The sequence below is a fragment of the Pseudomonas sp. TUM25319 genome (assembly GCF_056388475.1).
In genome coordinates this window covers 6094567-6119320 of the sequence record NZ_CM150751.1, presented here as the reverse complement: position 1 = coordinate 6119320, position 24754 = coordinate 6094567, and the positions used below count along the sequence as shown (strand labels likewise).

At 58.5% G+C, this 24754-nt stretch carries 18 protein-coding genes, 2 tRNA genes and 3 rRNA genes; 20 read left to right on the top strand and 3 right to left on the bottom strand.

The genetic code is table 11. From position 1 onward, the window contains the following. The first annotated feature begins 28 nt into the window (after positions 1-28). The 3 genes from AC05QJ_RS27615 to AC05QJ_RS27605 are packed head-to-tail and all read left to right on the top strand — an operon-like array spanning position 29 to position 2700. Entirely contained in the window at positions 29-1012 is a 984-nt protein-coding gene (locus tag AC05QJ_RS27615; RefSeq protein ID WP_476748023.1) for a FecCD family ABC transporter permease, read from the top strand. Beyond that, entirely contained in the window at positions 1012-1779 is a 768-nt protein-coding gene (locus AC05QJ_RS27610) for a heme ABC transporter ATP-binding protein (protein ID WP_476744381.1), read from the top strand. Before AC05QJ_RS27615 ends, AC05QJ_RS27610 begins: the two co-directional genes overlap by 1 nt. Positions 1780-1782: 3 nt before the next feature. Beyond that, a complete protein-coding gene (locus tag AC05QJ_RS27605; RefSeq protein WP_476744380.1) occupies positions 1783-2700 on the top strand; it encodes a ChaN family lipoprotein in 918 nt (305 codons plus the stop codon). Between the two features lie 177 nt (positions 2701-2877). On the opposite strand, the gene AC05QJ_RS27600 is transcribed toward AC05QJ_RS27605, so the two are convergent. The 3 genes from AC05QJ_RS27600 to AC05QJ_RS27590 all read right to left on the bottom strand — a co-directional run bounded on the left by AC05QJ_RS27600 (position 2878) and on the right by AC05QJ_RS27590 (position 5318). After that, complete coding sequence (locus AC05QJ_RS27600) at positions 2878-3153, bottom strand: TfoX/Sxy family protein (protein WP_476744379.1); 276 nt, start codon at positions 3151-3153, stop codon at positions 2878-2880. Between the two features lie 152 nt (positions 3154-3305). After that, positions 3306-3650 (bottom strand): pentapeptide repeat-containing protein, encoded by a 345-nt coding sequence (locus AC05QJ_RS27595; protein ID WP_476744378.1) that lies wholly within the window; start codon positions 3648-3650, stop codon positions 3306-3308. Positions 3651-3755: 105 nt separating this feature from the next. Continuing rightward, positions 3756-5318, bottom strand: coding sequence for a bifunctional aminoglycoside phosphotransferase/ATP-binding protein (locus AC05QJ_RS27590; RefSeq protein ID WP_476744377.1), 1563 nt, complete (start codon positions 5316-5318; stop codon positions 3756-3758). Positions 5319-5435: 117 nt separating this feature from the next. Between AC05QJ_RS27590 and mrcB the strand changes: the two genes are divergently transcribed. From mrcB to AC05QJ_RS27505, 17 genes are all read left to right on the top strand, one after another. After that, positions 5436-7757 (top strand): penicillin-binding protein 1B, encoded by a 2322-nt coding sequence (mrcB, locus tag AC05QJ_RS27585; RefSeq protein WP_476744376.1) that lies wholly within the window; start codon positions 5436-5438, stop codon positions 7755-7757. A gap of 25 nt (positions 7758-7782) precedes the next feature. After that, the gene (locus AC05QJ_RS27580) at positions 7783-8526 is read left to right on the top strand and encodes a tetratricopeptide repeat protein (RefSeq protein ID WP_476744375.1); all 744 of its coding nucleotides are present in this window, start codon (positions 7783-7785) and stop codon (positions 8524-8526) included. Next, the gene (locus tag AC05QJ_RS27575) at positions 8523-8855 is read left to right on the top strand and encodes a YqcC family protein (RefSeq protein ID WP_476744374.1); all 333 of its coding nucleotides are present in this window, start codon (positions 8523-8525) and stop codon (positions 8853-8855) included. The genes AC05QJ_RS27580 and AC05QJ_RS27575 overlap by 4 nt, the downstream gene beginning before the upstream one ends. A gap of 425 nt (positions 8856-9280) precedes the next feature. After that, entirely contained in the window at positions 9281-11005 is a 1725-nt protein-coding gene (locus tag AC05QJ_RS27570) for an acetolactate synthase 3 large subunit (protein WP_476744373.1), read from the top strand. Position 11006: 1 nt separating this feature from the next. Then, positions 11007-11498, top strand: coding sequence for an acetolactate synthase small subunit (ilvN, locus tag AC05QJ_RS27565; protein WP_042125802.1), 492 nt, complete (start codon positions 11007-11009; stop codon positions 11496-11498). 51 nt (positions 11499-11549) lie between these two features. Continuing rightward, complete coding sequence (ilvC, locus tag AC05QJ_RS27560) at positions 11550-12566, top strand: ketol-acid reductoisomerase (RefSeq protein WP_476744372.1); 1017 nt, start codon at positions 11550-11552, stop codon at positions 12564-12566. A gap of 148 nt (positions 12567-12714) precedes the next feature. Then, positions 12715-13572, top strand: coding sequence for a CDP-diacylglycerol--serine O-phosphatidyltransferase (gene pssA / locus AC05QJ_RS27555; RefSeq protein ID WP_476744371.1), 858 nt, complete (start codon positions 12715-12717; stop codon positions 13570-13572). A 66-nt stretch (positions 13573-13638) separates the two neighbouring features. Beyond that, on the top strand, positions 13639-14655 hold the full coding sequence (gene msrP, locus AC05QJ_RS27550) for a protein-methionine-sulfoxide reductase catalytic subunit MsrP (RefSeq protein WP_476744370.1): 1017 nt from the start codon (positions 13639-13641) through the stop codon (positions 14653-14655). Next, positions 14655-15275, top strand: coding sequence for a protein-methionine-sulfoxide reductase heme-binding subunit MsrQ (gene msrQ / locus AC05QJ_RS27545; RefSeq protein WP_476744369.1), 621 nt, complete (start codon positions 14655-14657; stop codon positions 15273-15275). The genes msrP and msrQ overlap by 1 nt, the downstream gene beginning before the upstream one ends. A gap of 487 nt (positions 15276-15762) precedes the next feature. Then, a 16S ribosomal RNA gene (locus AC05QJ_RS27540) occupies positions 15763-17299 on the top strand. A gap of 84 nt (positions 17300-17383) precedes the next feature. Then, positions 17384-17460: transfer RNA gene (locus AC05QJ_RS27535), tRNA-Ile, on the top strand. A 10-nt stretch (positions 17461-17470) separates the two neighbouring features. After that, positions 17471-17546 (top strand) — tRNA-Ala (locus AC05QJ_RS27530). Positions 17547-17764: 218 nt separating this feature from the next. Beyond that, positions 17765-20654, top strand: a 23S ribosomal RNA gene (locus AC05QJ_RS27525). Positions 20655-20786: 132 nt separating this feature from the next. Next, positions 20787-20902, top strand: a 5S ribosomal RNA gene (gene rrf, locus AC05QJ_RS27520). The 16S, 23S and 5S rRNA genes sit together here with 2 tRNA genes alongside, the layout of an rRNA operon. Before the next feature lie 177 nt (positions 20903-21079). Continuing rightward, positions 21080-21739, top strand: a complete 660-nt coding sequence (locus AC05QJ_RS27515) for a paraquat-inducible protein A (RefSeq protein WP_476744368.1) — start codon at positions 21080-21082, stop codon at positions 21737-21739. Next, positions 21726-22349, top strand: a complete 624-nt coding sequence (locus AC05QJ_RS27510; RefSeq protein WP_476744367.1) for a paraquat-inducible protein A — start codon at positions 21726-21728, stop codon at positions 22347-22349. The genes AC05QJ_RS27515 and AC05QJ_RS27510 overlap by 14 nt, the downstream gene beginning before the upstream one ends. After that, positions 22342-24645 (top strand): PqiB family protein, encoded by a 2304-nt coding sequence (locus AC05QJ_RS27505; protein ID WP_476744366.1) that lies wholly within the window; start codon positions 22342-22344, stop codon positions 24643-24645. Before AC05QJ_RS27510 ends, AC05QJ_RS27505 begins: the two co-directional genes overlap by 8 nt. Positions 24646-24754 lie beyond the last annotated feature (109 nt).

Here is a 24754-nt window from a genome sequence, read left to right as displayed (position 1 = left end):
GCTGTTCATTGCCCTGAGCCTCCTGTGCCTGTTGGCGGTCTGGTTATCGCTGGCCTTGGGGCCGGTCAGCCTGCCGTTGATGGATACGTTGCGCGCCGGTTTGCGTCTGGTGGGTGTTCCGATGAATGGCGAAGGCCTGGAACAGGCCGAACTGATCCTCGGCCAGATCCGCATGCCGCGTATCTTGCTTGGCCTGGCGGTAGGGGCGGTGCTGGCGCTGTCGGGCGTGGCGATGCAGGGCCTGTTTCGCAACCCGCTGGCAGACCCGGGCCTGGTCGGGGTTTCCAGCGGGGCGGCACTTGGCGCTGCGGTGGCGATCGTGGGGAGCGCGTGGCTGGGCAGCGTACCGGAAGCGTTCGCGCCTTATCTCTTGTCGCTGTGCGCTTTTCTTGGGGGCCTGGGCGTGACCGCACTGGTCTATCGACTCGGACGGCGTGACGGACAGACCAGCGTCGCCACCATGCTGCTCGCCGGCATCGCCCTGACTGCCCTGGCCAGTTCGGCGGTGGGGTTGTTCACCTACCTGGCCGATGATGCCACCTTGCGCACCCTGACCTTCTGGAACCTGGGCAGTCTCAATGGTGCCAGCTATCAGCGCCTCTGGCCGCTGGTGCTGGTGGCGGCGGCGGTTGCGTTCTGGCTGCCGCGCCGTGCCGAAGCGCTGAATGCGCTTTTGCTGGGAGAGTCCGAGGCACGCCACCTAGGCTTCGAGGTGGAGTCACTCAAGCGGGAACTGGTGTTCTGTACCGCGTTGGGTGTCGGCGCGGCGGTGGCTGCCGCGGGGTTGATCGGTTTCATTGGTCTGGTGGTCCCGCACCTGGTCCGTTTGCTGGCCGGGCCGGATCATCGGGTGCTGTTGCCGGCGTCATTGCTGGCCGGCGCTTCGCTCTTGCTGTTCGCCGATCTTATCGCCCGGCTGGCGCTGGCGCCGGCGGAGCTGCCTATTGGTATCGTCACGGCATTCATTGGCGCACCGTTCTTCCTTTATCTGCTGCTGCGGGGACGAGCCTGATGCTTCTGGTCGAAGATCTCCAGGTTGTGCGTGGACGCAAGACCGTGCTCGACGCCGTTTCGCTCAAGGTCGAGCCGGGACAGGTACTGGGTGTGCTGGGCCCCAATGGTGCAGGCAAGAGCACGTTGCTCGGTGCGCTCTGTGGTGAGCTGGCGCCACACCGTGGGCGGGTTCTGCTTCATGATCGCGCCGTTCACGAGTGGTCCGGCCATGAACGAGCACAGCGTCTGGCCGTACTGCCACAGGCTTCGACGCTGGGCTTTGCCTTTCGCGTCGAGGAAGTGGTCGGCATGGGGCGTCTGCCGCATCGCACCGGGCGGGATCGTGATCGGGAAATCGTCCAGGCGGCGCTGGAAGCAGCGGATGCCGTGCATCTGGCTGATCGCAGCTACCTGGCGTTGTCTGGCGGCGAACGCCAGCGTGTGCACCTGGCGCGGGTGCTGGCGCAATTGTGGCCCGGCGAGAAGGGGCGGACGCTGCTGCTCGACGAACCTACCTCTGCGCTCGATCCGCTGCACCAGCACACAACGCTGCAGGCGGTGCGCGGCTTTGCCGATCGCGGTGCGGCGGTGCTGGTGATTCTCCACGACCTGAATCTGGCAGCACGCTATTGTGATCGTATCCTGTTGCTCGAACAGGGCCGCCCCCATGCCCTGGACACACCGCTACAGGTACTGCAGCCCGAGGCCCTCAAAGCCGTGTTCGGTCTCGACGTATTGGTCCACACCCATCCCGAGCGGGGGCATCCGCTCATCATTGCCCGATAGGAGTTGCGCATGGTCTGGTCCCGGTCGTTCGGCATTCTCATCCTGCTGGCCTGGGGCCTGACGGGGTGTCACTCGGCGGGAACGTCGCCAGTGGCCCCCACGCTGCAACCGTTGCCTGAATGGCAAAGCCCGGAAGGTCGTGACCGTCCGGAGCTGGGGCAGATTCGCGAGACGGCCAGTGGCAAGCTGCTGACACCGGAGGCGCTTGTACAGCGCCTGGCCGAAGCGCCGAGGGTGCTGGTGGGGGAGCAGCACGGCAATCCCGATCATCATGCGCTGCAGCGCTGGCTGTTGCAGTCGCTGGCCTCGTATCGGCCGCAGGGCAGCTTGCTGCTGGAAATGCTCGAGCCGGTGCAGCAGGCCAGGGTCGACGCTGTTCGTACCCAGAATCCGCTACCCGTCGAACTGGCCCAGGCACTGGACTGGCGGCAGGGCTGGGACTGGGCGTTCTATGGTCCGATTCTGCGTGACGCCTTCACCCAAGGCTATCCGGTGCTCGCCGCCAATCTCGATCGTGACGAGATGAAGGCGATCTATCGCACCCGCCCCGAATTGAGCGGAGCACGCTCCAACGCGCCACAGGTGCGTGAGTCGCTCATGAGCGAGGTCCGTGAGGGGCACTGCGGCATGCTGCCTGAGGCGCAGTTGCCGTCGATGCTGGCAGTGCAGCAGCAGCGTGATCGGCGAATGGCCCAGCGTCTGTTGGAAGCCCCGGCGCCTTCGCTCTTGCTGGCTGGTGGGCAGCATGTGCGCAAGGATGTCGGCGTGCCGCTACACCTGGCGGATCTGGGGGCCGAACAGGGTACGCAGGTGGTGATGCTGGCTCAGGCAGGCGAAGAGGTGGGGCCGCAGGTAGCTGATTTTGTCTGGTTCACCGCGGCCTTGCCGAAAAAGGATTATTGCGCCGACCTGCGGCAATGAAATCGCAGGCAAAAAAAGACCCGGCAAAGTGCCGGGTCAATAACCGTGATTAGCCTGATGAGGAGATAATCTGAAAGTCCGAACCAAGGTCTGTCAGCTTATCCAACCAGTCTCGCGACCAGTTGTGATAATCATAACGATTCTCATTTCGAAGTCAACCGGCATTTCTCATTAATATCAATTTTTTTTGGCGGGCGATGCACCGGCGTTGAGTTGAAGATTCAAGGCTTCCTTTCGTTCCGTGGGAATGTCGTTCCAGTGCATGTCCAGCAAAGCGCCTTCAATCGCATACAGCAGCACCTTCGATGCGCGAAAGCCTCGTTTGCGTACTGCCCGATAGGCATCTACCGCACCCAGGCGGCGGAGGTCGGACGCGCTGTGGATGCCTACCGCGTGCAGCCACTGTGCCGAGGTCTTGCCAAGATTCTTCAGGTGCTGGAGTTCATCGTTCATCAAGCCTCCTTGCGCCGGCTGAACGGGTCTTGTGGAGGAAGTCGCGGATAATCAATGAGGAGTGTAGCGGCACTTGGAAAATACGCGGCGATTTGCCATGTACCGCTGGGAGGGTGTGCCCGGCGCACCTGTTTCAGGTGCGCCGGGATATTTCAGCGGGTGCGGTAGCGCAGGCGGGTGCCGAAATTCACCGACATGAGAATCTCGTCGGCACTGAGTTCCGGCGGGAACCAGACGCCGGAGATCTGTGCATGGGCCAGGCTTGCGCCTTCCAGCGGGATATCCCGCAGGTCGAGGCCTCGCAGGTCGGCAGCACGGAAGTAGGCGCCACTGAAGTCGATGCCGGAGGTATTCAGGTTGCGCAGATCCAGGCCGCGGAAATCGCCATCGCGAAAATCGATGCTGGCGCCTTCCTGCTTCTCGCGGTTGAACTCCGCGATTTTCTCGTCGCGAATCAATGCATACAGCGCGCTGTCGAGTTGCCGTGGTTGATTCATGAGAGAGCCTCCTTGGTGGCCTGATAGTGGCATTATAGTGTCACTGGCCTGGAGGCAATGTGGCAGAGGCGGGAAGTGTGGACTGCTTCACGCCTCTGGCAGGTTTTACAGACCGGGCAGGCGCTGGCGGATCTGTTTGACCAGGTCGTCCAGACTGTCGCTTTCGTTGGTTTCCACCCGCTTGCTCTGCAGGCGTTCTTCGTTGCTCAGGGCTTCGCGACTGGCCTGCTGGGCGGCGACCACTTCAAGGGTCGCGTCCGACGGATCGTTCTGGTCGGCCTGACGTTGTGCCAGCCAGCTGGCGATCACGGCATCCGGCGCGTTGCAATCGAGGATCAGGAAGGGCACGCCGGTTTCGCTGGCGACCTCAGCGGCAGCCTGACGCTGCGGTTGCTTGAGGTAGGTGGCGTCGATCACCACCGGGAAACCTGCCCGCAGGATCACCGCGGCCAGTTGGTGCAAGCGCTCGTAAGTCGCCTGACTGGCATCGGCATGGTAGATGCCGGTTTGCAACTGGCCGGCGGCTTCGCTGCTCTGCTCGCCGAACAGGCGCTTGCGCTCGACATCCGAACGCAGACGCACCGCACCCAGCGCTTCGACCAGGCGCATGGCCACATGGCTCTTGCCGACTGCGGAAACGCCATGGGTGATAGCCAGCAGGCGGGAAGGAATGGCGCTGTAGCTTTCCGCCAGGTTGGCGTAGTTGCGGTATTGGCGCAGGGTAGTGGCGCGCTGCACACCGTCGGCGTCGGCGGGCATGCTGAACAGCGCAACCTTGGCTCGCACCAGCGCGCGATAGGCCTTGTAGAAATTCAGCAATTCCAGGCCTTCGTAGTCGCCGGTCAGTTCCAGGTACTGGCTGATGAAGCGGCGAGACAGCGACTTCAGTCCGCGGTCTTCCAGGTCCATGGCCAGGAAGCCGGCGTCGGCGTAGACGTCGGTCAGGCGGAACGGCTCGTTGAACTCGATGCAGTCGAAAATCACCACCTTGCCGTCGATCACTGTCGCGTTGCCCAGGTGAATGTCACCGTGGCATTCGCGAATGAACCCTTCTGCCTTGCGCTTTTCCAGCAGCGCATGCAAGCGGTCGAAGCTGCTGCGTGCCCATGCCTGAAGTGCATCGAGTTGTTGCAGATCGGCCTTGTCGGTGAGGAATGGGCGGATCTGCTCGAAATTCTGCTCCACCGGTGCCATCACGCTTTCCGGGGTGCCCAGCGGATGCTCCACGGAAACCCGCGGTGCCTGCAGGTGGAATTCGGCGATCTGCCTGGCCATCTGGTCGATGTGCGCGGCAGTCAGTTCACCATTGGCCTGCAGGGTGCTGAGCATCTGGTCTTGCGGGAACTGGCGCATTTTCAGGGCGTACTCGATCGGCGTGCCTTCACCACCGAGCTGCGGCGCTTCGGCACTGCCAGTGATGGCCAGCACTTCCAGGTACAGACCGTCGGTCAGGCGCTGGTTCAGGCGCAACTCTTCGGCACAGAAGTGGGCACGGCTGGACAGCTCGGTGAAGTCGAGGAAGCCGAAGTTCATCGGCTTCTTGATCTTGTAGGCGTAGTCACCGGTGAGCAGGACCCAGGAAATATGCGTCTCGATAACCCGAAAATCCGACACGGGATGTGGGAAAAGAGCGGGGTTCTGCAGGGCTGCGATCAAGGCTTGGCTCACGGGCGATCCTTCTGGGCGAACGGGATTCTAATCGGCCATTATGGCGGCAAGCATGCCGTCTGGAAACCGCCGGAGGGCGTCTGTCGATGAACGATAAAGTGCGTATAATCCGCGCCCATGACTCGTACCCGATCCTCCCGTACCCCTAAAAAACAACCGTCTGGCCGCGCTCGCGCCTGGCTCGGCTGGGCGATCAAGCTCAGCCTCGTCGGCCTGGTCGTGCTGGCCGGTTTCGCCGTTTATCTTGACGCGGTCGTCCAGGAGAAATTCTCCGGCAAGCGCTGGACCATTCCGGCCAAGGTCTATGCGCGGCCGCTGGAACTGTTCGTCGGCCAGAAGCTGAGCAAGGACGACTTCCTCGTCGAACTCGATGCGCTGGGCTATCGCCGCGAAAGTGTCGCCAACGGTCCCGGCGCGGCGTCGGTAAACGGCAACACGGTCGACCTCAACACCCGCGGTTTCCAGTTCTATGAAAACATGGAGCCGGCGCAGCGGGTTCGCGTGCGATTCTCCGGCGACTACGTGGCAGGCCTCAGTGCGGCCAACGATGCCAAGCTGGCGGTGGTTCGCCTCGAGCCTCTGCTGATTGGTGGCCTGTATCCGAAAAACCTCGAAGACCGCATCCTGATCAAGCTGGATCAGGTGCCACCGTATCTGCTCGATACCCTGGTGGCGGTGGAGGACCGCGATTTCTACCACCACTTCGGGGTATCGCCCAAATCCATCGCCCGGGCCGTCTGGGTCAACACCTCCTCCGGTGCCATGCGTCAGGGGGGCAGTACCCTCACCCAGCAGTTGGTGAAGAACTTCTTCCTGACCAACGAACGCAGCCTCAGTCGCAAGCTCAACGAAGCGATGATGGCGATGCTGCTGGAGCTGCACTACGACAAGAAGGAAATCCTCGAGGCCTACCTGAACGAAGTGTTCGTCGGTCAGGACGGACAGCGGGCAGTTCACGGCTTTGGTCTGGCCAGCCAGTTCTTCTTCAGCCAGCCGCTGTCGGAGCTGAAGTTGCACCAGGTGGCCTTGCTGGTGGGCATGGTCAAGGGGCCGTCGGCCTACAACCCGCGGCGCTACCCGGAGCGCGCCCTGCAGCGGCGTAACCTGGTGCTCGACCTGCTCGCCGAGCAGGGCGTCGCCACACCGGAAGCGGTCGAGGCCGCGAAGAAAATGCCGTTGGGCGTGACCAAGCGAGGCAGCCTCGCCGACAGTTCGTTCCCCGGTTTCCTCGACCTGGTCAAGCGCCAGCTTCGCCAGGACTACCGTGATGAAGACTTGACGGAAGAAGGCTTGCGCATCTTCACCAGCTTCGACCCGATTCTGCAGATGAAGGCGGAGGCGTCGATGGCTGACACCTTCAAGCGCCTGGGCGGTCGCAAGGGCGCGGATGAGGTCGAGGCTGCCATGGTCGTGACCAACCCGGAAACCGGTGAGGTCCAGGCGTTGATCGGTAGCCGCCAGGCCGGGTTCGCCGGATTCAACCGTGCGATAGATGCCGTGCGCCCGATTGGCTCGCTGGTCAAGCCGGCGGTCTACCTGACGGCGCTTGAGAAGCCGAGCCAATACACCCTCACCAGTTGGGTGCAGGACGAGCCGTTCTCGGTCAAGGGCGCGGACGGACAGGTCTGGAAACCGCAGAATTACGATCGCCGCGCCCATGGCACGATTTATCTGTACCAGGGCCTTGCCAACTCCTACAACCTGTCGACCGCCAAGCTTGGTCTGGAACTGGGTGTGCCGAACGTGCTCAAAACCATTGGAAGGTTGGGCGTCGAGGTCGATTGGCCAGCGTTCCCGTCGATGCTTCTGGGCGCTGGCGGCATGTCGCCGATGCAGGTGGCAACCATGTACCAGACGCTGGCCAATGGTGGTTTCAACACCCCGATGCGGGGTATCCGCAGCGTACTGACCGCCGAAGGCGAACCGCTCAAGCGTTACCCGTTCCAGATCCAGCAGCGTTTCGATCCAGGCTCGGTCTACCTGGTACAGAACGCCATGCAGCGAGTGATGCGCGAAGGTACGGGGCGCTCGGTCTACAACGTGCTGCCGAGCTCGTTGAACCTTGCGGGCAAGACGGGTACCAGTAACGATTCCCGTGACAGTTGGTTCGCGGGTTTCAGCCAGGATCTACTGGCGGTGGTCTGGCTCGGCCGTGACGACAACGGCAAGACGCCATTCACCGGCGCCACCGGCGCGCTGCAGGTGTGGACCAGCTTCATGCGCAAGGCCGACCCGCTGCCCCTGGACATGCCGATGCCCGATAACGTGGTCCAGGCCTGGCTTGACCCGCATACCGGGCAGGGTTCCGATTCGAGCTGCCCGGGTGCAGTGCAGATGCCGTATATTCGCGGAAGCGAGCCGGCGCCAGGCGCGGCCTGCGGCGGCGAACAGACACCAGCCGACTCGGTCATGGACTGGGTGAAGGGCTGGATGAACTAAGCAGCATCAGCCAAGAGGACGTGATGTGAACAAGTGGTTGTTTCCTGCCTTGACGGCGCTGGCTTTGCTCAATGGCTGTGCTTCGGTGCAGCGCGGCTCCATCCCGGTGGTGGATTCGAGTACCCGGGTTTCCAACAGCGAGCGTATTTCAGCCAATCGCGCAGCGACTTCTCCCGTCAACGTCGGCTCCCGCCAGGCCCAGGCGATCGAGCAGGACAGCGGAGTGACCGTCATGGTCCCGCAAGGGAGCGGCGCAGCGCCGATCCAGACGTTCCCCGCATCCACCGCCCCTGCGGCCATCAGCACCGGGCCGATCACTCCGGGGCCCGTGAGTTCGCAGCCTTACGCGCCACAGCCCACCAATGTCGGCACCTACAACATGCCGTCCGCCCCTAGCGGCATTCCCCGTGCTGCCACGAGCGGCGGCTTGTCTGCCGACGAGCAGCTGGATGGCCCCGTGCTGGCATTGTTGACCACGGCCCAGCAGCAGCAGAATGGTGGCGACTACAATGGTGCCTCGTCCAGTCTCGAGCGTGCGCAGCGCATCGCGCCGCGCGAGCCTCAGGTGCTCTACCGTCTGGCTCAGGTGCGCCTGGCCCAGGGGGATGCTGCACAATCCGAGCAGTTGGCTCGTCGCGCGCTGACCTATGCCAATGGCCGTCCCGACCTGCAGTCCGGCTTGTGGAATATCATCGCCCAGGCCCGCGAAAAGCAGGGTGACGCTGCCGGCGCGGCGCTCGCGCGGCAGAAAGCCCAGGTCAACCTGTGATGGATCCGCGAATCCTCGATATTGCCGATCACCTCCTGTTGATCGAGCACGAACTGCATGAGCAGGGTTGGTGGGATAACGAGCCCCCCACTATCGAAGCGCTTGCCAGTACCGTGCCGTTTGCCGTTGACACCCTGAGCTTCGAGCAGTGGTTGCAATGGATTTTCCTGCCGCGCATGAAAGAGATTCTCGAAAAAGGCCTGGCACTGCCCAATGCCTCCGGGATTCTGGTGATGGCCGAGACGGTCTACAGCGATCGGCCGGAGGAGAGTCGCCAGTTGCGCAAGCTGTTGGCCGAGTTCGACCAATTGATTAGCACACCTCGCTGATTTTCCTGTTGTTTATCCGTCGGGGCCGCTTTTGCGGCCCCGCGTCGTTCCGGGGGCGGGGTGGCGTCTGTCGGGCAAACGTTTCCGTCCGGCTGGCAGAAGGCCTGGAGCCGAATTAAACCGTCAAGATCACTTGACTTGCGCAGTTCGAATCACAACAATCCGAAGTCCGCTGTAGGGGGACTGCCAGAAGCAGACCCGCTAAGCAGATCATGAGGCGCACACCCGCGCCGACCTGTTACACCCCGCAACGCGTTACCTCGCGCTGGGTGGGAAAACCCCGCAACACTTTGGGGCGCTCCCAATACTTGCTCAGTCAGTGCTGACGTAGTCGGCGACTCTGTCGCTCATGCTCTGCTTGGCAGTAAACCTATTAAGACCCGTTCCGGAGTGGACGGTATTCTGGCGTTTTAGAGGTGAACAACGTGGAGCTTTTATCTGGCGCTGAAATGGTCGTCCGCTTCTTGCGTGACGAAGGCGTTAAGCACATCTATGGGTACCCGGGCGGTGCTCTTCTTCATGTTTACGATGCTCTGTTCAAAGAACCCGAGGTGAATCACATCCTGGTTCGTCACGAGCAGGCAGCGACCCATATGGCGGACGGCTATGCCCGTGCCACCGGCAAGGCCGGCGTGGTACTGGTGACCTCCGGTCCGGGGGCGACCAATGCCATTACCGGTATTGCCACCGCCTACATGGACTCCATCCCGATGGTCATCCTGTCCGGTCAGGTGCCAAGCACCATGGTCGGCACCGATGCCTTCCAGGAAACCGACATGATCGGTATTTCCCGGCCGATCGTGAAGCACAGCTTCATGATCAAGCATGCCTCGGAAATTCCTGAAGTCCTGAAAAAAGCCTTCTATCTGGCGCAGTCCGGTCGTCCTGGTCCGGTCGTCGTCGACATTCCGAAAGACATGACCAACCCGGCCGAGAAGTTCGAGTACGTCTATCCGAAGAAGGTCAAGCTGCGCTCCTACAGCCCGGCTGTACGTGGTCACTCCGGTCAGATCCGCAAAGCGGCGGAGATGATTCTCGCGGCCAAGCGTCCAATCATCTATGCCGGTGGTGGCGTTATTCTCGGCGGTGGTTCCGAGCCGCTGACCGAACTGGCGCAACTGCTGAACGTGCCGGTGACCAACACCCTGATGGGCTTGGGCGGCTATCCGGGCACCGATCGTCAGTTCATCGGCATGCTGGGCATGCACGGCAGCTACACCGCCAACCTGGCGATGCACCATGCCGACGTGATCCTGGCTGTCGGCGCCCGCTTCGATGACCGCGTAGTGAATGGCCCGGCCAAGTTCTGCCCGAACGCCAAGGTCATCCACATCGACATCGATCCGGCGTCCATTTCCAAGACCATCAAGGCTGACGTCCCGATCGTCGGTCCGGTCGAGAGCGTGCTGACCGAAATGCTGGCAGCCGTCCGCGAAATCGGCGAGAAGCCGGAGAAAGCGGCTATCGACGCGTGGTGGAAGCAGATCGAAGAGTGGCGTGGCGACCGTGGCCTGTTCCCTTATGACAAGGGTGACGGCAGCGTCATCAAGCCGCAGACCGTTATCGAGACGCTGTGCGAAGTGACAGGCGGCGACGCCTTCGTCACCTCGGACGTTGGCCAGCACCAGATGTTCGCGGCGCAGTACTACCGCTTCAACAAGCCGAACCGCTGGATCAACTCCGGTGGCCTGGGCACCATGGGCTTCGGTTTCCCCGCGGCCATGGGCGTCAAGCTCAACTTCCCGGACAGCGACGTTGCGTGCGTGACCGGCGAAGGCAGCATCCAGATGAACATCCAGGAACTGTCGACCTGCCTGCAGTACGACCTGCCGGTCAAGATCGTCAACCTGAACAACGGCGTACTGGGCATGGTTCGCCAGTGGCAGGACATGGCCTACAACAGCCGTCACTCGCACTCCTACATGGAATCGCTGCCTGACTTCGTCAAGCTGGCCGAGGCCTATGGTCATGTGGGTATCCGCATCACCAGTCTGAAGGACCTCAAGCCCAAGCTCGAAGAAGCCTTCGCACTGAAGGATCGCCTGGTGTTCATCGATATCCAGGTCGACAACAGCGAACACGTCTACCCGATGCAGATCAAGGACGGTTCGATGCGCGACATGTGGCTGAGCAAGACGGAGCGGACCTAATATGCGGCACATTATTTCCCTGCTGTTGGAAAACGAACCCGGTGCCTTGTCTCGCGTCGTCGGCTTGTTCTCGCAACGCAACTACAACATCGAAAGCCTGACCGTAGCGCCGACGGAAGATCCGACCCTGTCGCGTCTGACGCTGACCACGGTTGGCCACGATGAGGTGATCGAGCAGATCACCAAGAACCTGAACAAACTGGTTGAGGTGGTCAAACTGGTCGACCTGTCGGAAAGTGCTCATATCGAGCGCGAACTGATGCTGGTCAAGGTGAAAGCCACTGGCGCCCAGCGGGCCGAGATCAAGCGCACCACCGATATCTATCGTGGGCAGATCGTCGACGTCAGCGCCAGCGTGTACACCGTTCAACTGACCGGTACCAGCGACAAGCTCGACAGCTTCATTCAGGCAATCGGCACAGCGTCCATTCTGGAAACCGTGCGTAGCGGTGTCACCGGCATTGCCCGTGGCGACAAAGTGCTGAGCATCTAAGACAAAATTAGCGAATGGCCTGAACAAGGCCGAGATAACCAGGGGTATTTCATGAAAGTTTTCTACGACAAAGACTGCGATCTCTCGATCATCCAGGGCAAGAAAGTTGCCATCATCGGTTACGGCTCCCAGGGCCACGCTCAGGCGTGCAACCTGAAGGACTCCGGTGTGGATGTCACCGTCGGTCTGCGTAAAGGTTCGGCTACCGTTGCCAAGGCTGAAGCCCATGGCCTGAAAGTCGCTGACGTCGCTACCGCCGTCGCTGCTGCCGACCTGGTCATGATCCTGACTCCAGACGAATTCCAGGGCACCCTGTACAAGAACGAAATCGAGCCGAACATCAAGCAAGGCGCTACCCTGGCCTTCTCCCACGGCTTCTCGATTCACTACAACCAGGTCGTTCCGCGTGCTGACCTCGACGTGATCATGATCGCGCCGAAGGCCCCGGGCCACACCGTTCGCTCCGAGTTCGTCAAGGGCGGCGGCATCCCTGACCTGATCGCCGTCTACCAGGACGCTTCGGGCAACGCCAAGAACGTCGCACTGTCCTACGCTGCCGGCGTTGGCGGTGGTCGTACCGGCATCATCGAAACCACCTTCAAGGACGAGACCGAAACCGACCTGTTCGGCGAGCAAGCCGTTCTGTGTGGCGGTACTGTCGAGCTGGTCAAGGCCGGTTTCGAAACCCTGGTCGAAGCTGGCTACGCGCCAGAAATGGCCTACTTCGAGTGCCTGCACGAACTGAAGCTGATCGTTGACCTCATGTACGAAGGCGGTATCGCCAACATGAACTACTCGATCTCCAACAACGCCGAGTACGGCGAGTACGTGACCGGTCCTGAAGTCATCAACGAAGAATCCCGCAAGGCCATGCGCAACGCTCTGAAGCGCATCCAGGACGGCGAGTACGCGAAGATGTTCATCAGCGAAGGTGCTACCAACTACCCATCGATGACCGCCAAGCGTCGTAACAACGCTGCCCACGGCATCGAAGTCATCGGTGAGCAACTGCGTTCGATGATGCCTTGGATCTCGGCAAACAAAATCGTCGACAAGACCAAGAACTGATTGGTCCTGATGCGATGAAAACGCGGCTTCGGCCGCGTTTTTTCATTTCGGGGGTCAGGTTCTGGTATAAGCTTCCCCATCCGTTTGTCGGCGAACCCTCGTCGCGAACCTTTGTCGAAACTTTCCACACCGTTGCAAGGTAATGTCCATGAGCGAACGTCCCGAAGAGCCGAACAAGGCCTCTGACGCCGAAAGCCTGCTACCTATCGATGAGCATGTTGAAGAAGGGCATGACGCCGAAGGACGCAAAGTCCGTCACCGCGGCATCTATCTGCTGCCTAACCTTTTCACCACCGCCAACCTGTTTGCCGGTTTCTATTCCATCATCAACTCGATGAGCGCTCAGGCCGCCCTCAGTGCCGGTGACTCGGCCGAGGCGAGCAAGTACTTTGCGTTCGCCGCCATCGCCATTTTCGTTGCCATGGTGCTCGATGGCCTGGATGGTCGCGTAGCGCGGATGACCAATACCCAGAGCGCCTTTGGCGCCGAATACGACTCGCTGTCGGATATGGTTGCCTTTGGTGTAGCCCCGGCGCTTCTGGCTTTCGGCTGGGCATTGGGCGATATGGGCAAGGTCGGCTGGATGGTCGCCTTCATCTATGTGGCAGGCGCGGCCCTGCGTCTGGCGCGCTTCAATACCCAGGTCGGCAAAGCTGACAAACGCTATTTCATCGGCCTGGCCAGCCCGGCTGCCGCTGGCGTGGTGGCGGGTACGGTATGGGCGTTCAGTGACTTCGGGATCCAGGGGTCGAAGCTGTCGTTCCTGGTGGCGCTGCTGGTTGCTGGTGCTGGCATGCTGATGGTCAGCAATATCAAGTACAACAGCTTCAAGGAACTGGATCTCAAGGGGCGCGTACCGTTCGTTGCGATCCTCGCCGTGGTGCTGGTTTTCGCCGTGGTGTTCAGCGATCCGCCGCGTACACTGCTGCTGGTGTTCCTTGCTTACGCCGCTTCGGGACCTGCCCAGTACCTGCTGCGTATCCGTCGTCGTAAAAACGCGGAGTAGGGATGTAATTTCCGCCCGACTCCGTAGTCTACTGCTGCATCTGTCCTGCAGTTCTGCGGAGTCATCATGCTGATCAAGTTCCCCCGGGCCTCCGACTGCTCAGAGTCGGAGGTCACGCCTGAGTCGATCTACGTTTCTCGTCGAAGCCTGTTGGGTGGCGCCGCAGCCGGTTTGGCTGCTGCGAGCTTGCCCCGATGGGCGTTGGCGGCGGATGACGTGTCGCGCTATGCCGATGTAGAGAAGGGTGCTGCGCCTGCCTGGTTCACGGAGAAGCTGGCGGCGACTCGCTGGCAGGCCGTCACCGTCGAAGGCGAAGCGATAACACCGTTCAAGGACGCCACCCACTACAACAACTTCTATGAGTTTGGAGCCGACAAGGGGGATCCCGCTGAAAACGCGGGTGCACTGCCTACCGCTCCCTGGACCGTGGTGATCGATGGTGAGGTGGGCAAGCCCGGGCGGTATGCGCTTGAAGACTTCATGAAGCCCTATCAACTGGAGGAAAGGATCTACCGGTTACGCTGCGTAGAAGCGTGGTCGATGGTCATTCCCTGGTTAGGCTTTCCGCTTTCCGCTTTGCTCAAGCAGGTAGAGCCGACGTCGAACGCGAAGTACATACATTTCGAAACGCTTCAGGATCCGAAGCACATGCCTGGGCAGCGCTCTGGCTTCGCCCTGATTGACTGGCCTTATGTAGAAGGGCTGCGCCTGGATGAGGCGATGAACCCGTTGGCGATAATGGCGGTGGGAATGTATGGCCGGGAGCTGCCTAATCAGAATGGTGCGCCTTTGCGTCTGGTCGTGCCCTGGAAGTACGGCTTCAAGAGCATCAAGTCCATCGTTCGTATCAGTCTGGTCAGTGAGCAGCCAAAAACCACCTGGCAGCAGATTGCTCCCGAGGAATACGGTTTCTACGCCAACGTGAACCCGACAGTAGACCACCCGCGCTGGACGCAAGCGCGGGAGCGACGTCTTCCAAGTGGCCTGTTCAGTCCGAATGTTCGTGACACCCAGATGTTCAATGGTTACGGCGAGGAAGTGGCGGCGCTCTATACCGGTCTGGATCTTCGGAAAAACTACTGATGCGTTATCCACTGCTGCGCTTTTGCATCTTCGTGTTGGCGTGTGTATGGCCGTTGCTGTGGCTGTACCAGGCCTGGATCTTTGCGCTGGGGCCTGACCCAGGCAAGGTGCTGGTGGATCGCCTCGGTCTGGGAGGGCTGATCTTTCTATTGATCACCCTTGGCATGACCCCGCTGCAGCGGCTGACCGGCTGGTCTGGCTGGATCGTGGTTCGGAGACAACTCGGGTTGTGGTCCTTCGCCTACATCGCACTGCATTTGAGTGCGTACCTCTTCTTTATCCTGGGGCTCGACTGGGGGCAGCTTTCGGTTGAGCTGCGCAAGCGTCCCTACATTATTGTGGGCGTGCTGGGTTTTCTGGGGTTGATCAGTCTGGCTGCGACCTCGAACCGTTTCAGTCAGCGCCGGCTGGGTGCTCGCTGGAAGCGCCTGCATAAGCTGGTGTACGTGATTCTGGGGCTCGGACTCCTGCATTTTCTGTGGATCGTGCGGGCTGATCTCAAGGAATGGGCCATTTATGCGTCGGCAGGCGTGGGGCTGTTGTTGTTGCGGGTGCCCGCTATTGCCCGGCGAATACCCCGTTTTTCGGGGCGAAAGGCTGGCTCGGTAACAAAAGTTTAAATAAGTGTTGACGCCCCATTTAATCTCTCTATAATTCGCCCCACTTCCGGCGCAGTCGGAACGAAAAACTCCTTGAGATTCAACGAGTTAAGCGTTCCAGGTAGTATCGGAAGTGCTCCGGTCTTCATCGGAAGCGGTCAAAAAAGGCAGTTGACAGCAGGTTGTAACGCTGTAGAATTCGCCTCCCGCTGAGAGAGATCGCAGCGAGTCAAGTGTTTGAAGTTGAACGAGAAATTCTGAAAGACTTCAAAATAAACGCTTGACAGACTTAGAGGAAAGCGTAGAATGCGCGCCTCGGTTGAGACGAAACGCTCTTAACCAAACGCTCTTTAACAATCGAATCAAGCAATTCGTGTGGGTGCTTGTGATAATGGACTGATAGTCAAAAAGATTATCAGCATCACAAGTGACTATACGAGAAATCGAAATAGTTCATTTTGAGATTGCTGAGCCAAGTTTAGGGTTTTCTCAAAACCCAAGCAGTATTGAACTGAAGAGTTTGATCATGGCTCAGATTGAACGCTGGCGGCAGGCCTAACACATGCAAGTCGAGCGGATGAGAAGAGCTTGCTCTTCGATTCAGCGGCGGACGGGTGAGTAATACCTAGGAATCTGCCTGGTAGTGGGGGACAACGTTTCGAAAGGAACGCTAATACCGCATACGTCCTACGGGAGAAAGCAGGGGACCTTCGGGCCTTGCGCTATCAGATGAGCCTAGGTCGGATTAGCTAGTTGGTGAGGTAATGGCTCACCAAGGCGACGATCCGTAACTGGTCTGAGAGGATGATCAGTCACACTGGAACTGAGACACGGTCCAGACTCCTACGGGAGGCAGCAGTGGGGAATATTGGACAATGGGCGAAAGCCTGATCCAGCCATGCCGCGTGTGTGAAGAAGGTCTTCGGATTGTAAAGCACTTTAAGTTGGGAGGAAGGGCAGTAAGCTAATACCTTGCTGTTTTGACGTTACCGACAGAATAAGCACCGGCTAACTCTGTGCCAGCAGCCGCGGTAATACAGAGGGTGCAAGCGTTAATCGGAATTACTGGGCGTAAAGCGCGCGTAGGTGGTTCGTTAAGTTGGATGTGAAATCCCCGGGCTCAACCTGGGAACTGCATCCAAAACTGGCGAGCTAGAGTATGGTAGAGGGTGGTGGAATTTCCTGTGTAGCGGTGAAATGCGTAGATATAGGAAGGAACACCAGTGGCGAAGGCGACCACCTGGACTGATACTGACACTGAGGTGCGAAAGCGTGGGGAGCAAACAGGATTAGATACCCTGGTAGTCCACGCCGTAAACGATGTCAACTAGCCGTTGGGGTCCTTGAGACTTTAGTGGCGCAGCTAACGCATTAAGTTGACCGCCTGGGGAGTACGGCCGCAAGGTTAAAACTCAAATGAATTGACGGGGGCCCGCACAAGCGGTGGAGCATGTGGTTTAATTCGAAGCAACGCGAAGAACCTTACCAGGCCTTGACATGCAGAGAACTTTCCAGAGATGGATTGGTGCCTTCGGGAACTCTGACACAGGTGCTGCATGGCTGTCGTCAGCTCGTGTCGTGAGATGTTGGGTTAAGTCCCGTAACGAGCGCAACCCTTGTCCTTAGTTACCAGCACGTAATGGTGGGCACTCTAAGGAGACTGCCGGTGACAAACCGGAGGAAGGTGGGGATGACGTCAAGTCATCATGGCCCTTACGGCCTGGGCTACACACGTGCTACAATGGTCGGTACAGAGGGTTGCCAAGCCGCGAGGTGGAGCTAATCTCACAAAACCGATCGTAGTCCGGATCGCAGTCTGCAACTCGACTGCGTGAAGTCGGAATCGCTAGTAATCGCGAATCAGAATGTCGCGGTGAATACGTTCCCGGGCCTTGTACACACCGCCCGTCACACCATGGGAGTGGGTTGCACCAGAAGTAGCTAGTCTAACCTTCGGGAGGACGGTTACCACGGTGTGATTCATGACTGGGGTGAAGTCGTAACAAGGTAGCCGTAGGGGAACCTGCGGCTGGATCACCTCCTTAATCGACGACATCAGCCGTATCATGAGCTCCCACACGAATTGCTTGATTCCTTGAAGAAGACGATTACGGTAACAGCTCTTAACTGGGTCTGTAGCTCAGTTGGTTAGAGCGCACCCCTGATAAGGGTGAGGTCGGCAGTTCGAATCTGCCCAGACCCACCAGTTTCTTGTTGGGGCCATAGCTCAGCTGGGAGAGCGCCTGCCTTGCACGCAGGAGGTCAGCGGTTCGATCCCGCTTGGCTCCACCATCCACTGTTTCCTGTCAAAGCTTAGAAATGAATATTCGGCTCGAATATTGATTTCTGATCTTTATCAGAATCGTTCTTTAAAAATTTGGGTATGTGATAGAAAGACTGATGAAGCACTTTCACTGGTGTTTTGTCAGGCTAAGGTAAAATTTGTGAGTTTTCATGAATTTTCGGCGAATGTCGTCTTCACAGTATAACCAGATTGCTTGGGGTTATATGGTCAAGTGAAGAAGCGCATACGGTGGATGCCTTGGCAGTCAGAGGCGATGAAAGACGTGGTAGCCTGCGATAAGCTTCGGGGAGTCGGCAAACAGACTTTGATCCGGAGATCTCTGAATGGGGGAACCCAGCCATCACAAGATGGTTATCTTGCACTGAATACATAGGTGCAAGAGGCGAACCAGGGGAACTGAAACATCTAAGTACCCTGAGGAAAAGAAATCAACCGAGATTCCCTTAGTAGTGGCGAGCGAACGGGGACTAGCCCTTAAGTTGATTTGAGATTAGTGGAAGGCTCTGGAAAGTGCCGCCATAGTGGGTGATAGCCCCGTACACGAAAATCTCTTGTCAATGAAATCGAGTAGGACGGAGCACGAGAAACTTTGTCTGAATATGGGGGGACCATCCTCCAAGGCTAAATACTACTGACTGACCGATAGTGAACCAGTACCGTGAGGGAAAGGCGAAAAGAACCCCGGAGAGGGGAGTGAAATAGAACCTGAAACCGTATGCGTACAAGCAGTGGGAGCCTACTTTGTTAGGTGACTGCGTACCTTTTGTATAATGGGTCAGCGACTTATATTCAGTGGCGAGCTTAACCGAATAGGGGAGGCGTAGCGAAAGCGAGTCTTAATAGGGCGTTTAGTCGCTGGGTATAGACCCGAAACCGGGCGATCTATCCATGGGCAGGTTGAAGGTTAGGTAACACTGACTGGAGGACCGAACCGACTACCGTTGAAAAGTTAGCGGATGACCTGTGGATCGGAGTGAAAGGCTAATCAAGCTCGGAGATAGCTGGTTCTCCTCGAAAGCTATTTAGGTAGCGCCTCATGTATCACTCCAGGGGGTAGAGCACTGTTTCGGCTAGGGGGTCATCCCGACTTACCAAACCGATGCAAACTCCGAATACCTGGAAGTGCCGAGCATGGGAGACACACGGCGGGTGCTAACGTCCGTCGTGAAAAGGGAAACAACCCAGACCGTCAGCTAAGGTCCCAAAGTTATGGTTAAGTGGGAAACGATGTGGGAAGGCTTAGACAGCTAGGAGGTTGGCTTAGAAGCAGCCACCCTTTAAAGAAAGCGTAATAGCTCACTAGTCGAGTCGGCCTGCGCGGAAGATGTAACGGGGCTCAAACCATACACCGAAGCTACGGGTATCACTTAGGTGATGCGGTAGAGGAGCGTTCTGTAAGCCTGTGAAGGTGAGTTGAGAAGCTTGCTGGAGGTATCAGAAGTGCGAATGCTGACATGAGTAACGACAATGGGTGTGAAAAACACCCACGCCGAAAGACCAAGGTTTCCTGCGCAACGTTAATCGACGCAGGGTTAGTCGGTCCCTAAGGCGAGGCTGAAAAGCGTAGTCGATGGAAAACAGGTTAATATTCCTGTACTTCCGGTTATTGCGATGGAGGGACGGAGAAGGCTAGGCCAGCTTGGCGTTGGTTGTCCAAGTTTAAGGTGGTAGGCTGAGATCTTAGGTAAATCCGGGATCTCAAGGCCGAGAGCTGATGACGAGCGCTCCTAGAGCGCGAAGTGGTTGATGCCATGCTTCCAAGAAAAGCTTCTAAGCTTCAGATAACCGGGAACCGTACCCCAAACCGACACAGGTGGTTGGGTAGAGAATACCAAGGCGCTTGAGAGAACTCGGGTGAAGGAACTAGGCAAAATGGCACCGTAACTTCGGGAGAAGGTGCGCCGGCGAGGGTGAAGGACTTGCTCCGTAAGCCCATGTCGGTCGAAGATACCAGGCCGCTGCGACTGTTTATTAAAAACACAGCACTCTGCAAACACGAAAGTGGACGTATAGGGTGTGACGCCTGCCCGGTGCCGGAAGGTTAATTGATGGGGTTAGCTAACGCGAAGCTCTTGATCGAAGCCCCGGTAAACGGCGGCCGTAACTATAACGGTCCTAAGGTAGCGAAATTCCTTGTCGGGTAAGTTCCGACCTGCACGAATGGCGTAACGATGGCGGCGCTGTCTCCACCCGAGACTCAGTGAAATTGAAATCGCTGTGAAGATGCAGTGTATCCGCGGCTAGACGGAAAGACCCCGTGAACCTTTACTATAGCTTTGCACTGGACTTTGAATTTGCTTGTGTAGGATAGGTGGGAGGCTTTGAAGCGTGGACGCCAGTTCGCGTGGAGCCATCCTTGAAATACCACCCTGGCAACTTTGAGGTTCTAACTCAGGTCCGTTATCCGGATCGAGGACAGTGTATGGTGGGTAGTTTGACTGGGGCGGTCTCCTCCTAAAGAGTAACGGAGGAGTACGAAGGTGCGCTCAGACCGGTCGGAAATCGGTCGTAGAGTATAAAGGCAAAAGCGCGCTTGACTGCGAGACAGACACGTCGAGCAGGTACGAAAGTAGGTCTTAGTGATCCGGTGGTTCTGTATGGAAGGGCCATCGCTCAACGGATAAAAGGTACTCCGGGGATAACAGGCTGATACCGCCCAAGAGTTCATATCGACGGCGGTGTTTGGCACCTCGATGTCGGCTCATCACATCCTGGGGCTGAAGCCGGTCCCAAGGGTATGGCTGTTCGCCATTTAAAGTGGTACGCGAGCTGGGTTTAGAACGTCGTGAGACAGTTCGGTCCCTATCTGCCGTGGACGTTTGAGATTTGAGAGGGGCTGCTCCTAGTACGAGAGGACCGGAGTGGACGAACCTCTGGTGTTCCGGTTGTCACGCCAGTGGCATTGCCGGGTAGCTATGTTCGGAAGAGATAACCGCTGAAAGCATCTAAGCGGGAAACTTGCCTCAAGATGAGATCTCACTGGAGCCTTGAGCTCCCTGAAGGGCCGTCGAAGACTACGACGTTGATAGGTTGGGTGTGTAAGCGCTGTGAGGCGTTGAGCTAACCAATACTAATTGCCCGTGAGGCTTGACCATATAACACCCAAGCAATCTGCGCGGAAGCCGGATTGTGGTGGTGAAGACGAATGAACCGAAGATTCGTGAACCCACAAACATCACATACCCGATTTGCCGAAGCGTCGAAAGACGAGTTGGCACACAGAATTTCTTGACGACCATAGAGCATTGGAACCACCTGATCCCATCCCGAACTCAGCAGTGAAACGATGCATCGCCGATGGTAGTGTGGGGCTTCTCCATGTGAGAGTAGGTCATCGTCAAGATTAAATTCCGAAACCCCTATCTGCATACGCAGGTAGGGGTTTTGTCTTTGGCTCGGAAATCGTGGTTACCGCGACTTGAGCGATTCAGTGAAACAGCACCTGTAGCTGCGCTTGCTCCCACAATCGGAAGTAAGGGCACTAGAATAGACTCCGACGCCTGCTACTCAGAAAACTTCTATGTCTGATTCCGCCGAATCTCCCCCCCTCGAGACCCTGCCTCTGGATCAGTTGGTTGCTTGCCACGAATGCGACCTGCTGATGCGTCGGCCAGTATTGAAGAGGGATGAGAAGGCCCTATGCCCGCGCTGCGGATACGAGCTCTATGCTCATCGGCACAAAGTGGTCGAGCGGAGCCTGGCGTTGGTCCTCGCTGCTTTACTGCTGTACGTGCCGGCGAACTTCTTGCCGATCATGCAGCTCCACTTGTTAGGGCAGAGCTCCGACGACACGGTCTGGAGCGGAGTGCTTGGACTGTATGAGAGCGGCATGAAGGGGATCGCCGTGGTGGTGTTTCTCTGCAGCATGGCCATCCCGCTGCTCAAGTTGCTGTGCCAGCTCGCTGTCCTGCTGAGCATCCGCTGGAATATCGGCAGGAGTTACGGGTTGCTGCTTTATCGCATTTATCACCACTTGCGTGACTGGGGCATGCTCGAGGTCTATCTCATGGGCGTTCTGGTGGCGATCGTCAAATTGGTCGACCTCGCCGAATTGAGTCTCGGCTTGGGTCTGGCCTGCTTTATCAGTTTATTGCTGGTTCAGGTCTGGCTGGAGGTGGTGATGTCACCGCATCAGGTCTGGGTGGCGTTATCCGGGGAGGACGTGCATGCGGGCGATTGATGCTGGAATCCTGATCTGCTGCGAGTGCCATGAACTCAATCGTCAGGAGCCTGATACCACGGTACAGACTTGCACTCGCTGCGGTGCGCTGGTACATGCTCGCCGCCCGAACAGTCTCGCCAGGACCTGGGCGTTGCTCATCACCGCGGCAATTCTGTATATCCCGGCCAACATGCTGCCGATCATGACGGTCAGTACGCTGGGGCAGGGAAGTCCCGATACCATCATGTCGGGGGTTATCACTCTGATGAAGCATGGCATGTTGCCTATCGCGGCCGTGGTATTCATTGCCAGTATCCTGGTGCCCACGTTCAAATTGGTCGGCATCGCCTTGCTGCTTTATTCGGTGCAGCGGCACCAACCGCTATCGGCTCGGCAGCGGATCCTGATGTACCGTTTCATCGAGTTCATCGGGCGTTGGTCGATGCTCGATATTTTCGTCATCGCCATTCTGGTGGCGGTGGTCAACTTTGGACGCATTGCCAGTGTCGAAGCCAATCTGGGGGCGGTGGCCTTTGCCAGTGTGGTGATACTGACGATGTTTGCAGCAGTAACTTTCGATCCCCGACTGATTTGGGATAACACGGAGTCGGACGACGACCATGAGTGATTTGCCTACGGCTAAAACCCGCCCAGCCTCGAATTGGTCGGCCATCTGGATACTGCCACTGATCGCGCTCGTGATTGGTGGCTGGCTGGGCTGGCAGGCTTATCGAGAGTCGGGTGTGAACATCGAAGTTCGCTTCGAGAGCGGCGAAGGCATCGTCGCCAATAAGACCGAAGTCGTCTACAAAGGGATGCCTGTCGGTAAGGTCAAGAGCCTGGTGCTGGACGCCGAGGGCAGCAGGACCGGTGTCATCGCAACCATTGAAATGAATCAGGCGGCCGAGTCGCATCTACTGACCAACACGCGTTTCTGGTTGGTCAAGCCGAGCGTAACGCTGGCGGGTATCACGGGCCTCGAAACACTGGTTTCCGGGAACTATATCGCTGTCAGTCCAGGCGATGGTGAGCCTACCAAGCGCTTTGTCGCATTGCCGGAAGCGCCGCCGCTGTCCGACAGCGAGCCAGGCTTGCATCTCACGCTCAAGGCAGATCGGCTCGGCTCACTCAATCGCGACAGCCCTGTGTTCTACAAGCAGATCCAGGTCGGACGGGTGAAGAGCTATCGGCTTGCCGAAGACCAGGGCACTGTGGAAATCAAGGTTTTCATCGAGCCGGCCTATGCGGCGCTCGTCCGTAAGCACACCCGCTTTTGGAACGCCAGTGGTGTCAGCGTTGACGCGAGCCTGTCGGGGGTCAAGATCCGCAGCGAGTCTATTGCCAGCATCGTCGCGGGCGGCATTGCTTTCGCCACGCCAGAACATCGCAAGGACAGCCCGCCCACTGATCCCAGCCTGCCTTTCCGGTTGTATGAGGATTTCGACGCTGCGCAGGCCGGGATCCGCGTGAAGGTCAAGCTGACGGATTTCGAGGGGCTGCAGGCGGGTCGTACGCCGGTGATGTACAAGGGCATCCAGGTTGGCTCATTGAAGGCGCTCAAGGTCGAGAGTGACCTGAACAGTGCGATGGCCGAGCTGACTCTGGACCCGTTGGCAGAGGATTATCTGGTCGAAGGAACGCAGTTCTGGGTGGTCAAGCCGTCGATTTCGCTGGCGGGCATTACCGGCCTGGAAGCCTTGGTGAAGGGTAACTACATTGCCATCCGTCCCGGCGACAAAGGAGCTTCGCCACAGCGCGAGTTCGAAGCCAGGGCCAAGGCGCCGCCGCTCGATCTGAAAGCGCCGGGCCTGCATCTGGTGCTGTTCAGTGACAATCTCGGTTCGTTGGAGGTGGGAAGTCCGATTCTCTACCGGCAGGTGAAGGTGGGGACGGTGCAGAGTTATCAATTCTCCCGCAAACAGCAGAAGCGCCTGTTGATCGGTGTGCACATCGAGCCGGAATACGCGGGGCTGGTCAACGGCTCGACCCGCTTCTGGAATGCCAGTGGTATCACGCTCACAGGTGGCTTGTCGGGTATCCAGATCAAGAGCGAGTCGCTGCAGAGTCTCATGGCAGGGGGGATTTCGTTTGATACGCCGGTGCCTAACGTTCCGCTCAAGCGGCGTATTCCGACCTTCCGTCTGCATGAGAACCAGGAAGCGGCAAATCGCTCCGGTACGCCCATCACCATCAGGGTCGCTGATGCCGATGGCTTGAAAGTCGGCACCTCCATTCGCTTCAAGGGATTGGACGTCGGCAAGATCGAAGCCGTTGATCTGAGTGACGACCTCCAATCGGTGTTGCTCAAGGCGCGTATTACCGAGGTTCCGGACCGGATCGCGAGAGTGGGAACGCAGTTCTGGGTCGTCAAGCCGGCACTTGGCATCGTCAAGACGGAAAACCTGGGAACACTGGTCACCGGCCAGTACCTGGAAGTGCAGCCGGCCGCGACCAATCGAGGGCCGCAGCGCGACTTTGTGGCGTTACCGGAAAAGCCTGAAGTGGTCGGTCCCCAGGAGGGTCTGGCGTTGGTGTTGAGTGCGCCCCGGCGTGGGTCCATCAAGCCGGGTGTGCCGGTGACCTATCGCGAGATTCCGGTGGGCAAGGTGACGGGGTTCGAGCTGGGGCAGACGGCTGATCGCGTACTGATCCACATCCTGATCGAGCCGCGCTACGCGACGTTGGTGCGCGGCGGTAGCCGATTCTGGGAGAGCAGTGGCTTCGGTTTCGAACTGGGGCTGTTCAAGGGGGCAACCATCCGCACCGAGTCGCTGGAAACCCTGATCCAGGGCGGGATCGCATTTGCCACGCCTGATGGCGAGCAGATGGGCAAGCAGGCCCTCCCGCAACAGACATTTGCGCTGTTCGACAAGGCAGAAGATGACTGGCTGCAATGGGCGCCAAAGATCCCGCTCGGTAAATAACGCGATCCGGCCCGGGCGGTTTTCCGCCTGGGCTGCTCGGTTGAAAGGCTTGCCGTCATTAAACGACAGGCAATAAAAAACCGACCCTAGGGTCGGTTTTTTAACAAGC

What these genes read in the sequence shown, in the direction of transcription:
- AC05QJ_RS27610 (WP_476744381.1), top strand. Translation starts at nt 1,012, where the DNA reads ATGCTTCTGGTCGAAGATCTCCAGGTTGTGCGTGGACGCAAGACCGTG.
- AC05QJ_RS27600 (WP_476744379.1), bottom strand. Translation starts at nt 3,153, where the DNA reads ATGAACGATGAACTCCAGCACCTGAAGAATCTTGGCAAGACCTCGGCA.
- AC05QJ_RS27595 (WP_476744378.1), bottom strand. Translation starts at nt 3,650, where the DNA reads ATGAATCAACCACGGCAACTCGACAGCGCGCTGTATGCATTGATTCGC.
- mrcB (WP_476744376.1), top strand. Translation starts at nt 5,436, where the DNA reads ATGACTCGTACCCGATCCTCCCGTACCCCTAAAAAACAACCGTCTGGC.
- ilvN (WP_042125802.1), top strand. Translation starts at nt 11,007, where the DNA reads ATGCGGCACATTATTTCCCTGCTGTTGGAAAACGAACCCGGTGCCTTG.
- ilvC (WP_476744372.1), top strand. Translation starts at nt 11,550, where the DNA reads ATGAAAGTTTTCTACGACAAAGACTGCGATCTCTCGATCATCCAGGGC.
- pssA (WP_476744371.1), top strand. Translation starts at nt 12,715, where the DNA reads ATGAGCGAACGTCCCGAAGAGCCGAACAAGGCCTCTGACGCCGAAAGC.
- msrP (WP_476744370.1), top strand. Translation starts at nt 13,639, where the DNA reads ATGCTGATCAAGTTCCCCCGGGCCTCCGACTGCTCAGAGTCGGAGGTC.
- msrQ (WP_476744369.1), top strand. Translation starts at nt 14,655, where the DNA reads ATGCGTTATCCACTGCTGCGCTTTTGCATCTTCGTGTTGGCGTGTGTA.
- AC05QJ_RS27515 (WP_476744368.1), top strand. Translation starts at nt 21,080, where the DNA reads ATGTCTGATTCCGCCGAATCTCCCCCCCTCGAGACCCTGCCTCTGGAT.
- AC05QJ_RS27510 (WP_476744367.1), top strand. Translation starts at nt 21,726, where the DNA reads ATGCGGGCGATTGATGCTGGAATCCTGATCTGCTGCGAGTGCCATGAA.
- AC05QJ_RS27505 (WP_476744366.1), top strand. Translation starts at nt 22,342, where the DNA reads ATGAGTGATTTGCCTACGGCTAAAACCCGCCCAGCCTCGAATTGGTCG.